The sequence below is a fragment of the Streptomyces sp. Act143 genome (assembly GCF_003143935.1).
In the GTDB taxonomy this organism is placed as follows: domain Bacteria; phylum Actinomycetota; class Actinomycetes; order Streptomycetales; family Streptomycetaceae; genus Streptomyces.
This window is the reverse complement of record NZ_QFRX01000001.1, coordinates 1236163-1248799: the sequence shown is the minus strand read 5'-3', so window position 1 is coordinate 1248799 and position 12637 is coordinate 1236163. Positions and strand designations below refer to the sequence as shown.

General features: G+C 73.9%; 14 protein-coding genes. 7 read left to right on the top strand and 7 right to left on the bottom strand.

Annotation, left to right across the window (positions count from 1 at the left end; all coding sequences use genetic code 11):
- Positions 1–30 precede the first annotated feature (30 nt).
- Positions 31–1281: an ROK family protein gene (locus tag DI272_RS05510; protein ID WP_109494018.1), complete on the top strand. Its 1251-nt coding sequence runs from the start codon at positions 31–33 to the stop codon at positions 1279–1281.
- Between the two features lie 30 nt (positions 1282–1311).
- On the opposite strand, the gene DI272_RS05505 is transcribed toward DI272_RS05510, so the two are convergent.
- Positions 1312–2151, bottom strand: a complete 840-nt coding sequence (locus DI272_RS05505) for a helix-turn-helix domain-containing protein (protein WP_109494017.1) — start codon at positions 2149–2151, stop codon at positions 1312–1314.
- A gap of 101 nt (positions 2152–2252) precedes the next feature.
- Here DI272_RS05505 and DI272_RS05500 point away from each other — a divergent pair, with 101 nt between their 5' ends.
- A complete protein-coding gene (locus tag DI272_RS05500) occupies positions 2253–2960 on the top strand; it encodes an SDR family NAD(P)-dependent oxidoreductase (protein WP_109494016.1) in 708 nt (235 codons plus the stop codon).
- A gap of 54 nt (positions 2961–3014) precedes the next feature.
- Positions 3015–3449, top strand: coding sequence for an RpiB/LacA/LacB family sugar-phosphate isomerase (locus DI272_RS05495; RefSeq protein WP_109494015.1), 435 nt, complete (start codon positions 3015–3017; stop codon positions 3447–3449).
- Positions 3450–3468: 19 nt separating this feature from the next.
- Here the strand turns inward: DI272_RS05495 and ilvY are convergent, their stop codons facing one another.
- Entirely contained in the window at positions 3469–4320 is an 852-nt protein-coding gene (gene ilvY, locus DI272_RS05490; RefSeq protein ID WP_109494014.1) for an HTH-type transcriptional activator IlvY, read from the bottom strand.
- A gap of 88 nt (positions 4321–4408) precedes the next feature.
- On the opposite strand from ilvY, the gene DI272_RS05485 reads away from it, so the two are divergent.
- Positions 4409–5878, top strand: coding sequence for a ketol-acid reductoisomerase (locus tag DI272_RS05485; protein ID WP_109494013.1), 1470 nt, complete (start codon positions 4409–4411; stop codon positions 5876–5878).
- A gap of 11 nt (positions 5879–5889) precedes the next feature.
- On the opposite strand, the gene DI272_RS05480 is transcribed toward DI272_RS05485, so the two are convergent.
- From DI272_RS05480 to DI272_RS05460, 5 genes are read right to left on the bottom strand one after another with little or no spacing between them, the layout of a single operon-like run.
- Complete coding sequence (locus DI272_RS05480) at positions 5890–6288, bottom strand: tautomerase family protein (protein ID WP_109494012.1); 399 nt, start codon at positions 6286–6288, stop codon at positions 5890–5892.
- Between the two features lies 1 nt (position 6289).
- Positions 6290–6481, bottom strand: a complete 192-nt coding sequence (locus DI272_RS05475) for a DUF1272 domain-containing protein (protein ID WP_109494011.1) — start codon at positions 6479–6481, stop codon at positions 6290–6292.
- A 40-nt stretch (positions 6482–6521) separates the two neighbouring features.
- Entirely contained in the window at positions 6522–7433 is a 912-nt protein-coding gene (locus tag DI272_RS05470; RefSeq protein WP_109500695.1) for a phosphotriesterase, read from the bottom strand.
- The gene (locus tag DI272_RS05465; protein WP_109494010.1) at positions 7430–8014 is read right to left on the bottom strand and encodes a DUF4865 family protein; all 585 of its coding nucleotides are present in this window, start codon (positions 8012–8014) and stop codon (positions 7430–7432) included. The genes DI272_RS05470 and DI272_RS05465 overlap by 4 nt, the downstream gene beginning before the upstream one ends.
- A gap of 16 nt (positions 8015–8030) precedes the next feature.
- Positions 8031–8609, bottom strand: coding sequence for a TetR/AcrR family transcriptional regulator (locus DI272_RS05460; protein ID WP_181387095.1), 579 nt, complete (start codon positions 8607–8609; stop codon positions 8031–8033).
- A 175-nt stretch (positions 8610–8784) separates the two neighbouring features.
- On the opposite strand from DI272_RS05460, the gene DI272_RS05455 reads away from it, so the two are divergent.
- Genes DI272_RS05455 through DI272_RS05445 form a run of 3 tightly spaced genes read left to right on the top strand, consistent with a single transcriptional unit; the run spans position 8785 to position 12397 of the window.
- The gene (locus DI272_RS05455; RefSeq protein ID WP_109494008.1) at positions 8785–9066 is read left to right on the top strand and encodes an SHOCT domain-containing protein; all 282 of its coding nucleotides are present in this window, start codon (positions 8785–8787) and stop codon (positions 9064–9066) included.
- Positions 9063–9839 carry an ABC transporter ATP-binding protein gene (locus DI272_RS05450; protein ID WP_109494007.1) on the top strand — a complete coding sequence of 259 codons (777 nt, stop codon included), beginning with the start codon at positions 9063–9065 and terminating at the stop codon, positions 9837–9839. The genes DI272_RS05455 and DI272_RS05450 overlap by 4 nt, the downstream gene beginning before the upstream one ends.
- Positions 9836–12397: an ABC transporter permease gene (locus DI272_RS05445; protein ID WP_109494006.1), complete on the top strand. Its 2562-nt coding sequence runs from the start codon at positions 9836–9838 to the stop codon at positions 12395–12397. Before DI272_RS05450 ends, DI272_RS05445 begins: the two co-directional genes overlap by 4 nt.
- The last annotated feature ends 240 nt before the right edge of the window (positions 12398–12637 follow it).

Below are 12637 nucleotides of genomic sequence, written 5' to 3'. Positions count from 1 at the left end.
GGTGCGGCGGATCATGGGAGACTCGCCCTCATGAGCGGCAACGCGGACCCCCGGCCGGCGGGGGAAGGAACCACCTCTAGGACGCGGCTGGACCGGGGGCGCGGTGCGCTCGGGCCCGCGCTGGAGCTCGTGCACACCGGGCGGGCCCCGACCCGGGCCGTGCTCACCGCCGAGCTCGGGGTGACGCGTGCCACGGCCGGCGCGGTCGCCGCCGAACTGGAGGCGCTCGGGCTGATCCGGGTCGACGCCCGGCCCGCTGCCGCCGCCGGTTCCCAGGGGCGGCCCTCGCACCGGCTCTCGGTCGCCGAGGACGGGCCGGTCGTCCTCGCCGCCCAGGTGCACGCCGACGGGTTCCGCGCGGCGCTGGTCGGGCTCGGCGGCCGGATCGCCGCCACCGCGCCCGCCTGCGAGACCGTCGACGCCGACCCGGCGAAGATCATCGGCTCGGTCGTCGAGGCCGGCGCCGAACTGCTGCGCACCACCGGCCGCCGCTGCGTCGGCGCGGGTCTCGCCGTGCCGTCCGCCGTGGCCGAACCCGACGGCACCGCGCTCAACCCGCTCCACCTGGCCTGGCCCGTGGGCGCCCCCGTGCGCCGGATCTTCGCCGAGTGCGTGCGCGCGGCCGGAATCACCGGGCCGGCCTTCGCGGGCAACGACGTCAACCTCGCCGCCCTCGCCGAGCACCGGCACGGCGCGGGCCGGGGCGCCCGGGACCTGCTGTGCGTGGCGACCGGACACCGGGGCGTCGGTGGCGCCCTCGTCCTCGACGGCCGTCTGCACACGGGCAGTTCGGGCCTGGCGCTGGAGGTCGGCCACCTCACGGTGAACCCGGAGGGCCGCCCCTGCCACTGCGGCAGCCGCGGCTGCCTCGACGTCGAGGCCGACCCGCTGGCCCTCCTCACCGTCGCGGGGCGCGAGCCGGGGCCCGTGGTGTCGCTGCTCCAGCAGGCCAACGACCTGATCCGGGACCACTACGACGACCCGGCCGTCCGCACCGCCGCCGAGACCCTCGTCGACCGGCTGGGCCTCGGCCTGGCCGGACTGGTGAACATCCTCAACCCCGACCGCATCATCCTCGGCGGCCTGCACCGCACCCTCCTCGCCGCCGACCCCGACCGGCTGCGCGCGGTCGTCGCCGCCCGCAGCCTGTGGGGGCAGAGCGGCGGCGTACCGATCCTGCCGTGCACCCTGGACCACAACAGCCTGGTCGGCGCGGCCGAGCTGGCGTGGCAGCCGGTGCTCGACGACCCGCTGCGGGCCCTGTCCGAAGCGGCGGGGTAGCCCGCCGCCCGCGCTACCCCGAAGGGCGTTCTAGCCCACGAGCGACTGCGTACCGAGGACGGAGAGCAGCGCGAGCTTCTCGGCGGCCTCGGTGCCCGGCTCGGCCGAATACACCAGGATGTGCAGGTCGTTGCCGTCCACCCGCAGCAGATCGCAGTCCAGCGTCAGCAGACCCACCTGAGGGTGCTCGATCGTCTTGCGCGAGGCCTGGAGGCGGCCGACGACACCCGCGTCCCACAGCTCGGCGAACCGCGCACTGCCCTCCCTCAACTCCGCCACCAGGCGCCGCAGTTGCCGGTCACCGGGATACCGGGAGACCGTCGCCCGCAGCTCCGCCACCATCCCGGACTCGAAATCCCGCCGCTCCTGCGGGGTGTGCCGGACCCGGGTGGAGGCGCCCAGGAAGGCGCGCCACACCCCATTGCGCTCGAAACCGCGCCACCCGGACGGATCGCCCATCAGCGCCGCGTACAGGGGGTTGGCGACCAGCAGCGTCATCGCCGCGTCGGACACCCCGACGGGCGTGTCCACCAGCCGGTCCAGCAGCCGCTGCACACTCGGCGTGAGATACCCGGGCACCGTCTCCGGCCCCGGCGGCACCAGCCCCGCCAGCCGGAACAGATACCCCCGTTCGTCCGCCGACAGCCTCAGCGCCCGCGCCAGCGCCTCCACGACCTGACCCGACGGGTTCGCCGCCCGTCCCTGTTCGAGCCGGGTGACGTAGTCGACCGAGATCCCCGCCAGCAGCGCCAGCTCCTCGCGCCGCAACCCCGCCGCACGCCGCCGGCCCCCGGCGGGCAGACCCGCGGTCTCCGGCACGACCCGGTCCCGCCAGCGCCGCAGCGCCTGCCCCAGCTCCGTCGTCGTCATGCCCCCAGTCAACCGCGCCGGGCGGGCGGGTGCCTGGTACTGGGAGTCCCAGGAAAAGGAGTCGTCTGGCTGCCCGCCGGGGCGGGAGCGACCGTGGAGCCATGACCACCACACTGATCACCGGAGCGAACAAGGGACTGGGCCTCGAGACCGCCCGCCGCCTCGTCGCAGCAGGTCACACCGTCTACGTCGGCGCCCGCGACGAGCAACGCGGACGCCGCGCCGCCGAGCAGCTGGGCGCCCGGTTCGTCCTCGTCGACGTCACCGACGACGCGTCCGTGGCCGCCGCGGCCAAGACCGTCGAGGCCGAGGGCGGACTCGACGTCCTCGTCAACAACGCGGGCATCGAGGTCAGGGGCGAGGACAACGGCATCCCCCGCGCCGCGGACACCACCGCCGACGAGATGCGCACGGTGTTCGAGACGAACGTCTTCGGTGTCGTCCGCGTCCTGCACGCCTTCCTGCCGCTGCTCCAGCGCTCCGCCGCGCCTGTCGTGGTGAACGTCAGCAGCGGCCTGGCCTCCCTCGCCCGCCTCTCCGACCCGGACTCCCCGGCGCACTTCTACCCGGCCGTCGCCTACCCGTCGTCCAAGGCCGCCGTCAACATGATCACCGTCCAGTACGCCAAGGCCTTCCCGGGGATGCGCATCAACGCCGTCGAGCCCGGCTTCACCGACACCGACCTCAACGGCCGCACCGGCACCCAGACCGTCGAGCAGGGCGCCGAGATCATCGTCCGCGCGGCCCTGACGCCCCCCGACGGCCCGACCGGCGGCTACGTCGACGTCCACGGCCCGCTTCCCTGGTAGCCGGCGGCCCGCCGGGCCGTCGCCCGCGTCCGCCCGGCGCGTAGGCTCGCGGCCATGCGGATCTCAGTCTCCTCCGACATGGACGAACCCGTGGCGCGGGCCCTGGTCGCCGAGCTGCGCGCCCGCGGCCACGAGGTCACCGCCCACGGCGCCCTCCGACCCGGCGCCGACTCCCAGTGGGCCGCCTGCTCGGAGGCGGCGGCCCGGGACGTCGCCGCCGGGACGGCGGACCAGGCGGTCGTGTGCTGCTGGACCGGCACGGGCGCGTCGATTGCCGCCAACAAGGTCCCCGGCGTCCGGGCCGCCCTGTGCACCGACGCCTACACCGCGGACGGGGCCCGCCGCTGGAACGACGCCAACGTCCTCGCCCTCGGCCTGCGCCTGACGTCCGAGCCGCTGATGAAGGAGATCCTCGACGCGTGGTTCGCGGCCGAGGCCAGCGAGGACGCGGAGGACCGGGAGAACGTGGAGCGCCTCAGGGGACGGTGAGGGCGGCGGGGTCCGCGGCTCAGGGAGCCGTGAGGCTCCACAGCGCCGCCACCAACGGCCGCCGCAGGTCGGCCCGGCGTACGCACAGGCCGATCGGGAACGGCTCGGGCGGCGGCTCCGCCGGTACCACCGCGAGGCGCTCCCGTACGGCGCTGTGCTCCAGCACCAGCCGGGGCACCACCCCCGTCCCGCACCCGAGGGCGACCAGCGTCAACAGCCCCTCGTGGCCGTCCGGTTCGCAGGCCACCTCCGGTGTCGTGCCGCGGGCCCGGAACCAGCGGTCGGCGGCGTCCCGGACGAGCCCGCGGTGGGGGAGGACGAAGGGCCCGTCGAGGCCGGGACCGGGGCGGTCCCGGGCGGTGACCAGGACCAGTTCGGTCACCGCGACCGTCCGTCCCGCCAACGGCTCCGGCAGCCGCGCCGGAAGGCCCGCCACGGCCACGTCGACCTCACCCTCGTCCAGCCGGGCCAGCGCCGCCGCCGCGTCGCCGGTGCGCAGATCGAGCCGCACCTGCGGATGGGCGGCCCGGAAGGGGGCCAACAGGTCGGGCAGCAGCGCCTGGCAGGCGGTGACCGTGGCGAACACCGCCAGACGGCCGGTCAGTTCGGCCGGGTCGGGGTGCTCCTCGCGATAGGAGCGCCACAACTCCGTGGCCTGGACGGCGTATTCCCGGAACCGGTGCCCCTCGGCCGTCAGCGACACCCCGCGCGGCCCCCGGTCGAACAGCCGGTGCCCCAGCTCCGCCTCCAGCCGCTGCACGGTCCGCGTCAGCGTCGCCGGGCTGACATGGCAGTCGAGACTGGTCCGCCCGAAGTTCAGCGTCTGCGCCAGATGCAGGAAGAGCCGCAGTTCCCGATGGTTGTCGCGCATGCCATGACCTGCCTCTTTCAGTTTGTGCAAGAGTGCGCTGCGGAAGTTGCGCTTGCCGCAACGTTCGGCCGGAGCCTACAACTCCACCATGACCTCGCCCACGCACACCTCCCGTGTCTTCGGCTTCGAGACGATGGACGTGCCCGGCGGCACGGAGACGATCCTGCGCGGCGGCCGGCATCTGTTCCCGCTGCTGCCGCAGGCCTTCGCCGCAGTCCGCCGCATCGGCGTCCTCGGCTGGGGCCCGCAGGGCCGTGCCCAGGCCCTCAACCTTCGCGACTCCCTCGCCGGCACCGACCTCACGGTGACCGTCGGACTGCGCCCCGGATCGGCGTCGGCCGCCGACGCCCGCGCTCACGGCTTCACCGAGGAGAACGGCACCCTCGGCGACTGGCTCGCCGTCGCCGCCGACAGCGACCTGGTGATCCTGCTGATCGCCGACGCGGCCCTGGCCGCCCATCACCCCGAGATCTTCGCCGCGTTGCGGCCGGGCGCCGCGATCGGCCTCTCGCACGGCTTCCTGCTCGGCCACCTCCGCGAGACCGGCGGCGACTTCCCGCCCGGACACCCGGTGATCGCCGTCTGCCCCAAGGGCATGGGCGACTCCGTGCGGCGGCTCTATCAGCAGGGCGCGGAGATCAACGGCGCCGGGATCAACAGCAGTTACGCCGTCCACGCCGACCCGGACGGCCGCGCCGTCGACCTGGCCCTCGGCTGGGCGGTCGCCCTGGGCTCGCCGTACACCTTCCGCACCACCCTCGACAGCGAGTACCGCTCGGACATCGTCGGCGAACGCGCCATCCTGCTCGGCGCCGTCCACGGCATCGTCGAGACCCTGTACAGGCGGTACCGGCTCGCCGGGGACGACGAGGTCACGGCGTACGAGCGCTCCTGCGAGAACGTGACCGGCCCCGTCGCCCGCACCATCTCCCGAAGCGGCCTGAAGGCGGTCCGCGACGGACTCGCCCCGTCCGCCCGGGACGTCTTCGACCGCGCGTACACGGCCACGTACGGGCCCGCCCGGGAGATCGTCGCCGAGATCTACGACGAGGTCGCCGACGGCACCGAACTGCGCAGCGTGATCCTCGCCGAACGCCGCCTCGGCACCCGGCCGATGAGCGAGATCGGCGGTTCACCCATGTGGTCCGCCGCGGCGCGTGTGCGGGCGCGGCGCGGCGCCCGCGAGCTGCCCGTCGACCCGTTCACGGCCGGGGTCTTCATCGCCACGATGACCGCCCAGATCGACGAGTTCGCCGACCGCGGCCACCCCTGGTCGGAGATCGTCAACGAGTCCGTCATCGAGGCCGTCGACTCCCTGCTGCCCTACATGCACGCCCGCGACGTGGCCCACATGGTCGACAACTGCTCCCGCACGGCCCGCCTCGGCGCCCGCCGCTGGGGCCCCCGCTTCCAGGCCGCGTATGAGCAGATCGCCTACCCGGCCGCCGAACTCCCGGCGGATTCCGCCCTGTTGCGGGCCTTCGACACTCACCCCGCCCACCAGGCACTGGCCGCGGCGGCGAAGCTGCGCCCGTCGGTGGACATCTCGGTGAACTGACCGGCGAAGGCTCAGGCGTCGGACGTCCCGGGCGCGTACTGGGCCTCCCCGTGACCGAGCGACCAGTCGATTGACGCGTTCTCGGTCACGGTCACGAACACGTTCCGCGGTGCGGTGCCCGCGTAGCCGTGGGCGAGTTCGGCGATGCGCCGGTACAGGGCGCGCTTCTGTTCCGGGGTGCGTCCGGCGCGCATCGTGATCGCGACGTACACGATGCCCTCGTCGCGGCGCACCCCGAGGTAGTCGCCGTACCGCAGCGTGCCGCGCGCTCCGTCGTGACCGGTGAGCACCTGGAAGTGGTCGTCCGGCGGGATGCCCAGCGTCTCCACCAGGGCCTCGTGCACGGCCCGGCCGAGGGCGTCGAGGCGCTCGGGGCCGGCGTTCAGGGCGTCGATCCGGACGAACGGCATGTCAGGCGGGGTCCTTTCGGAGGAGGCGCGGCCTCGGGACCAGTTCCCCGCCGCAGTTCGGGCAGATGGCGTGCAGGGCCTCACTGCACGCCACGCAGAAGGTGCACTCGTAGGCGCAGATGCGGGCATCCGCGTCCGGCGGCAGTTCGGTCGTCTCGCAGCGCTCGCAACGGCCCCGCATCTCCAGTGCCATGGTCTTCCTCCTCCGGTGCGCCCGTGACCGTCATGATCGCTCACCGCCACTCGACGGCGAAGGCCCGGGCGGGATTCGCCGTGACCATACGCTCGGCCGCCTCCGCACCGACGGCCGCCGCCAGCCGCGGACGCACCCGGCGCAGCAGATACGGCATCCCCGGCCCGCCGTCGACCGAACGCGCCGCCGCGGTCGTGGTGTCGCCGCCGAGCAGCAGCCGGTCGCCGAACCCCGCCTCCGCCAGGGCCCGCACCGCGTCCGGCATCCGCCAGTCGGTGGCGTGATGGGCACGCGAGGGCCCGTCGAAGGCGAGGTAGCAACCGGATGCCGCCGCCTGAAGCTGGGTGACCGGGTCGGGGGAGCGGTTGAGGTGCCCGAGGATCACCCGGCGCGGTGGCACCCCCAACTCGCCGCACAGGAGGTCCAGTACGTCCAGCGCGCCCGTGCCCAGCTCCAGATGCACCGCGATCGGCGCCCCCGTCGCGTGGTGCGCCTCGGCCGCCGCCGCCATGGTCCAGCGCGCGTGCGCGTCGAGGGCGTGGAATCCCCCCGCCACCTTGATCAGCCCGGCCCGCACCCCGGACGTGCCGATGCCGTCGGTCAGTTCGGCGACGAAGACCTCCGCGAGACGGGCGCCCCGCACCTCCGCCAGGACGCTCTCCGTGTAGTGGACGGCCTGGTGCAGCCCGGTCGCGGCGACGACGGCGACCCCCGTATCCCGGGACAGCGGCGGGAGATCGGCGGCCCGCCGGCCCAGCCCGTACGGCGTCCACTGCACCACTGCGCCGCCGCCCTCCGCCCGGAAGGCGAAGAGCTCGGCGCGGGCCGCGGCCACGTCGCGCAGCTCCTGGCCGGGGAGTTGCGGGCTGCCGAAGAACAGGTGGTCGTGCGCATTGCACACCCCGAGGCCGGCCGGGTCGAGGTCGCCGAGGACCGTGCGGACCGCGCTCACCACTGGCGACCGCGGGCCAGAAGCCCCACACCCGGTGCCGACAGGTGCAGGACCTGGAAGACGTCGCCCGCGGCCTTGGGCGCGTCGTGCGTCCAGAGGGAGAAGTGGACGAGCTCCCAGCGGGACGTGTCGACGACGGCCGCCGCGAGCAGCGCCCCGTCCTCGGCCGCCAGCCGCCTCGCCTCGTCCGCCGCCTCCGACGCGCACCGCGCCGACTCGGCCCCGTCCGGGACGGGTTGGCGCCGCCGTACCGCCACCCGCGCGGGGGAGCCGGCGGCGGCGCCCTCCTCGTACGCCAGACCGGTCCACTGCCGCACCGACGGCCGCCCGAAGTCGTCGCTCACCCCCTGGAAACCGCCGCCCCAGAGAAAGGAGTTCATGCCGTGTACCGTGTTCCAGAGGTAGAAGGGGGCGTACTGGTTGACCGCGGACGCGTGGACGCCGCGCTCCCGTATCAGGTACGCCTTCAGGCCCAGGCCCGTCCAGTCGTCCAGCAGATGTCCCTTGGCGGCGACTCTGGCGCGGATGATGTCCATGTCGTAGTCGGCGGGCAGAGTGAGCTCGTACTGCATGGCATGCACGAAGGCGGCCTCCTGTCTATCGGGATCGGGGCGAGAGCAGGGACAACAGCCCCCGGACGGCCGCGTCGAACGCTCCCGGCGCCCCGGACGCGCGGGCCAGGACGTAGCCGCCCTGGACGGTGGCGACGACGGTGGCCGCGATGGCCTCGCCGTCCAGTTCGGGCGCGAACCGGCCCTGCTCCTGGCCCTCTTCGACGATTCCGGCGATCCGCTCCCGCAGCCAGTCGAGGGTCTCGTCGACCGGCGCGCGCAGCTCGTCGCTCGCGATGACGTCCGGGTCCATGGTCAGCCGCCCGACCGGGCAGCCGCGCAGCACGTCGCGCTCGCGCAGCAGATACGCCTCGATGCGTTCGTACGGCGTGCCGGGCCCGCCCAGTACTCCCTCCGCGGTAGCCCGCAGCTGCGCCGCCGTCCGCCGGATCGCGGCCAGCGCGAGGTCGGGCTTGCCCTTGAAGTGGTGGTACATGCTGCCCTGCCCGGCGCCCGAACGCTCCAGGATGGCCTTGGGGCTCGTACCGACGTAACCGCGCTCCCACAGCAGCTCGCGGGTGGACTCGATCAGTCGTTCCGGGGTGCTCATGCAAGCACTGTACATACTAGTAGTTACAGACGTCGAGATCCGGGCCGGGGCTCAGGGGGAGCAGCCCGGGAGGCTCCTCGTACTCCCCGGGAGGTAGGCGCACTGCCGCTGGCCGTACGACGACCCGGACCCACCGCCGCGGCCACTCTCGAAGCATCACCGGAACCCCTCACTAGGGAGATGACCCGAGATGCAGACCCTGGCGCACTGGGACGGCGGGCCCGGCCCGTGGATCCTCCTCTTCCCGCTGATCTGGGCGGCCGTCGTCGTCGGCGCCGTCACCGTCCTCCGCCGTACGGTGTGGCGCGGCCGTGGCGGTCCCCGGCGGTTCGCCGCCGACGACAACTCGCCCCTCACCGTGCTCGGCCACCGCTTCGCCTCCGGCGAGATCGACGAGGACGAGTACTGGCGCCGGCTGTCCGTCCTGGACGAGCAGTTCGGCCGCCGGCCGGGCAAGGGCGGTGCGGCATGACCGTCACGACCGAGGTGCGCACCGCCGCACGCGTCGTCGACGCGGTGAAGGTGTACGGCGGTGGCGACACCGCCGTACGCGCCCTGGACGGCGTGAGCATCGACTTCGCCGCCGGCCGCTTCACCGCGATCATGGGGCCCTCGGGCTCGGGCAAGTCCACCCTCATGCACTGCGCGGCCGGCCTCGACACGCTCAGCGCGGGCGCCGCCTACATCGGCGACACGGAGCTGGGCGCCCTGGACGACCGCCGCCTGACCCTGCTCCGCCGCGACCGGGTGGGTTTTGTCTTCCAGGCGTTCAACCTGGTGCCGACGCTGACCGTACGGGAGAACATCACGCTTCCCCTGGACCTGGCCGGCGGCAAGGGCGACCAGGAGTGGGTCGACGCCCTGATCGACGTCGTGGGCCTGCGCGACCGCCTCCACCACCGCCCCTCCGAGCTCTCCGGCGGGCAGCAGCAACGCGTCGCCGTGGCACGGGCGTTCGCCGGACAGCCGGACGTCGTGTTCGCCGACGAGCCGACCGGCAACCTCGACTCCCGGGCCGGCGAGGAGGTGCTCGGCCTCCTCGGCCGCACGGTGCGCCACACGGCCCGCACGGTCGTCATGGTCACCCACGACCCGGTGGCCGCCGCCCACGCCGACGAGGTCGTCTTCCTCGCCGACGGGCGCCTCGTGGACCGTATGGCCGCACCGACCGCCGAACGGGTCCTGGACCGCATGAAGGCCTTCGACTCCGGGACGCCCGCGAACGCCTCGGAGGTGTCGTCATGACCGCCGCCGTCCTCCTGAGCAGGTCCTCCCTGCGGGCCCACAAGCGGCGTTTCGCCGGCACCTTCCTGGCCGTGTTCCTCGGCGTCGCCTTCCTGGCCGGCACCCTCGTCATGGGCGACACCCTGCGCGCCAGTTTCGACACGATGTTCGGGCGGGCCGCGAGCGGCACGGACGCCGTGGTCCGCAGCGCCGACGCGATCACCACGCCCGGCGAGAGCCAGGGCGTGCGGGCGCCGGTACCCGCGGACCTGGTGGACACCATCGAGAACGTCCCCGGCGTGGCCGCCGCCGCCCCCGACATCCAGGGCGCCGGGCAGCTCGTCGGCGCCGACGGCGACCCCATCGGCGGCAAGGGCCCGCCCACGCTCGCCGGCAACTGGATCACCGACCCCGAGCTCAACGCCTACCAGCTGGCCGAAGGCCGTGCCCCGGCCCGGTCCGGCGAGGTCGTCATCGACCGGGGCGCGGCCAGGCGGGGCGGCCTGCACCTCGGCGACACGACGACCCTGCGCACCCCCGACCCGGTGCGGGTGACCGTGGTCGGCCTGGCCACCTTCGCCGGCGAGGACGGCATGGCCCAGGTGACCTTCACCGGCATGACCCGGGCGGACGCCGAGAAGTACCTGACGGCACGCCCGGGCCAGGCCTCCACCATCAAGGTCCGGGCCGCCTCCGGGGTGGGCCAGCAGCAACTGGTCGACCGGCTGGCTCCCGTACTCCCCGACGGCGTCGAGGCGATCACCGGGCAGGCGGCGGCGGAGGAGAACACCGAGATGATCTCCAGCCAGTTCCTGACCGTCTTCACCCTCTTCCTCCTCGTGTTCTCCGGGGTGGCCCTCCTGGTCGCCACCTTCTCCATCCACAACACCTTCGCGATCGTCGTCGCCCAACGCACCCGCGAGAACGCCCTGTTGCGCGCACTGGGCGCCTCCCGCGGCCAGGTCACGGCGGCGACCCTCGTGGAGGCGGTCGCGGTCGCGGTGACGGCCTCACTGGCGGGTCTGGCGGGCGGCATCGGCATCGCCGCGGGTCTGCAGGCCCTGTTCCCGGCGATCGGATTCCCCTTCCCCGAGGGCGACTTGGTCATCAGCGCGCTGTCCATGCTGCTGCCCCTGGCGGTCGGTGTCGCCGTCTGTCTCGGCTCCGCCCTGCTGCCCGCCGTCCGCGCGGGCCGCACCGCGCCCATGGCGGCCCTGCGGGAAACGGCCGTCGACTCCTCCGGCGCCTCCCCCGTCCGCGCCGTCACCGGTCTGGGCCTCGGCGCCCTCGCCCTGGGCCTGACGTTCGGCGGCGTCCTGGTGACCCCGTCGCTGTGGCTCGCCGGCGCCGGTGCCGTCCTCGCCCTGGCCTCGTTCGTGGTGCTCGGCCCGGTCGCCTCCACCACGGCGGTACGCGTCCTCGGCGGCCCCCTCGACCGCGTGCGGGGCGTCACCGGCGGCCTCGCCCGCCGCAACGCCCTGCGCAGCCCCCGGCGGACGGCCGCCACCGCGAGCGCGCTGATGATCGGCGTCGCCGTCGTGGCCCTGTTCACCGTCTTCGCCGCCTCGTTGAAGGCGACGATGGACCAGACGGTCTCGCGCTCCTTCGCGGGTGACGTGGCCGTGAGCACCCCGGCGTTCGGTGCGGGCGGCAGTGGCCTGAGCCCGCGCCTGGCGGGCGCCGTGGCCGCGCTGCCCGAGGTGGACACGGCCGTCGGCCTCGGGCGCGGGGTCGCCGAAGTCGACGGAAAGGGACGGGCATTGACCGTCACCGATCCGCTCGCACTGGAGCGCACCTTCGACCTGGGAGACATCCGGGGCTCCCTGGGCGGCCTCGGCACCGACGGCATCGCCGTCACCGAGAGCGAGGCCGAGAGCCAGGGACTGAAGACCGGCGACAAGGCGCGGCTCACCTTCACCGACGGCGAGACGAGGACCTTCACGGTGCGTGCCGTCTACGGGCGGTCCGAACTGGCGGGGGACTACGTCATCACCCGCACCGCCTGGGAACCGCACCGCACCCAGGACTCCGACACCCTGCTGGCCGTGTCCTTCAAGGACGGCGTGAGCACCGGCGCGGGCAAGGCCGCGGTGGAGAAGGTGGCCGAGCGCTACGGTGCTCCGGAGGTGCAGACCCGGGACGAGTACGCGCAGTCGTCGGCGGGCGGCATCGACATGATGCTCACCCTCGTCTACGCCCTGCTGGCCCTCGCCGTCCTCATCGCGCTCCTCGGCATCGCCAACACCCTGACCCTGGCGATCCACGAACGCACCCGCGAACTGGGCCTGTTGCGGGCCGTCGGGCAGACTCGTTCCCAACTGCGGGCCATGGTCCGCTGGGAGGCGGTCCTCGTCGCCGCCTTCGGCACCGTCGGCGGTCTCGGACTCGGCGCCTTCCTGGGCTGGGTCCTGGTCAAGGCCTCCGACGGCGCGAGCGACAGCGCCTTCGCCTTCGCGATCCCGCCGACGCAACTGACGATCGTGGCCCTGATGGGCCTCGCGGCGGGCGCCCTGGCCGGCCTCCGCCCGGCCGGACGGGCGGCCCGCATGGACGTACTGCGGGCCATCGCCACGGAGTGATGGACGAGTGCCTGCCGACGAGCACCGCCCGCAGGGCGCCGATCCGGCGCGTCCTGCGGGCGCCCGTGCTGCCGGCCGGGTTCCGGACGTGACCGCGAGAGCCCGCGGTGTCGGCCTCGGTTCCGGACGTGGTCGTCGGCATGGAGGGGCAACCGTGTCGAGCTCCTTGACCCCCGGTCGGCACTCCATGATGCTGTGTTGCGACACATGAAATGTGTGCCGTAATGAGCAACATCTGAT

What these genes read in the sequence shown, in the direction of transcription:
- DI272_RS05505 (WP_109494017.1), bottom strand. Translation starts at nt 2,151, where the DNA reads ATGACGACGACGGAGCTGGGGCAGGCGCTGCGGCGCTGGCGGGACCGG.
- DI272_RS05475 (WP_109494011.1), bottom strand. Translation starts at nt 6,481, where the DNA reads ATGGCACTGGAGATGCGGGGCCGTTGCGAGCGCTGCGAGACGACCGAA.
- DI272_RS05450 (WP_109494007.1), top strand. Translation starts at nt 9,063, where the DNA reads ATGACCGTCACGACCGAGGTGCGCACCGCCGCACGCGTCGTCGACGCG.
- DI272_RS05495 (WP_109494015.1), top strand. Translation starts at nt 3,015, where the DNA reads ATGCGGATCTCAGTCTCCTCCGACATGGACGAACCCGTGGCGCGGGCC.
- DI272_RS05460 (WP_181387095.1), bottom strand. Translation starts at nt 8,609, where the DNA reads ATGTACAGTGCTTGCATGAGCACCCCGGAACGACTGATCGAGTCCACC.
- ilvY (WP_109494014.1), bottom strand. Translation starts at nt 4,320, where the DNA reads ATGCGCGACAACCATCGGGAACTGCGGCTCTTCCTGCATCTGGCGCAG.
- DI272_RS05480 (WP_109494012.1), bottom strand. Translation starts at nt 6,288, where the DNA reads ATGCCGTTCGTCCGGATCGACGCCCTGAACGCCGGCCCCGAGCGCCTC.
- DI272_RS05445 (WP_109494006.1), top strand. Translation starts at nt 9,836, where the DNA reads ATGACCGCCGCCGTCCTCCTGAGCAGGTCCTCCCTGCGGGCCCACAAG.
- DI272_RS05485 (WP_109494013.1), top strand. Translation starts at nt 4,409, where the DNA reads ATGACCTCGCCCACGCACACCTCCCGTGTCTTCGGCTTCGAGACGATG.
- DI272_RS05500 (WP_109494016.1), top strand. Translation starts at nt 2,253, where the DNA reads ATGACCACCACACTGATCACCGGAGCGAACAAGGGACTGGGCCTCGAG.
- DI272_RS05510 (WP_109494018.1), top strand. Translation starts at nt 31, where the DNA reads ATGAGCGGCAACGCGGACCCCCGGCCGGCGGGGGAAGGAACCACCTCT.
- DI272_RS05455 (WP_109494008.1), top strand. Translation starts at nt 8,785, where the DNA reads ATGCAGACCCTGGCGCACTGGGACGGCGGGCCCGGCCCGTGGATCCTC.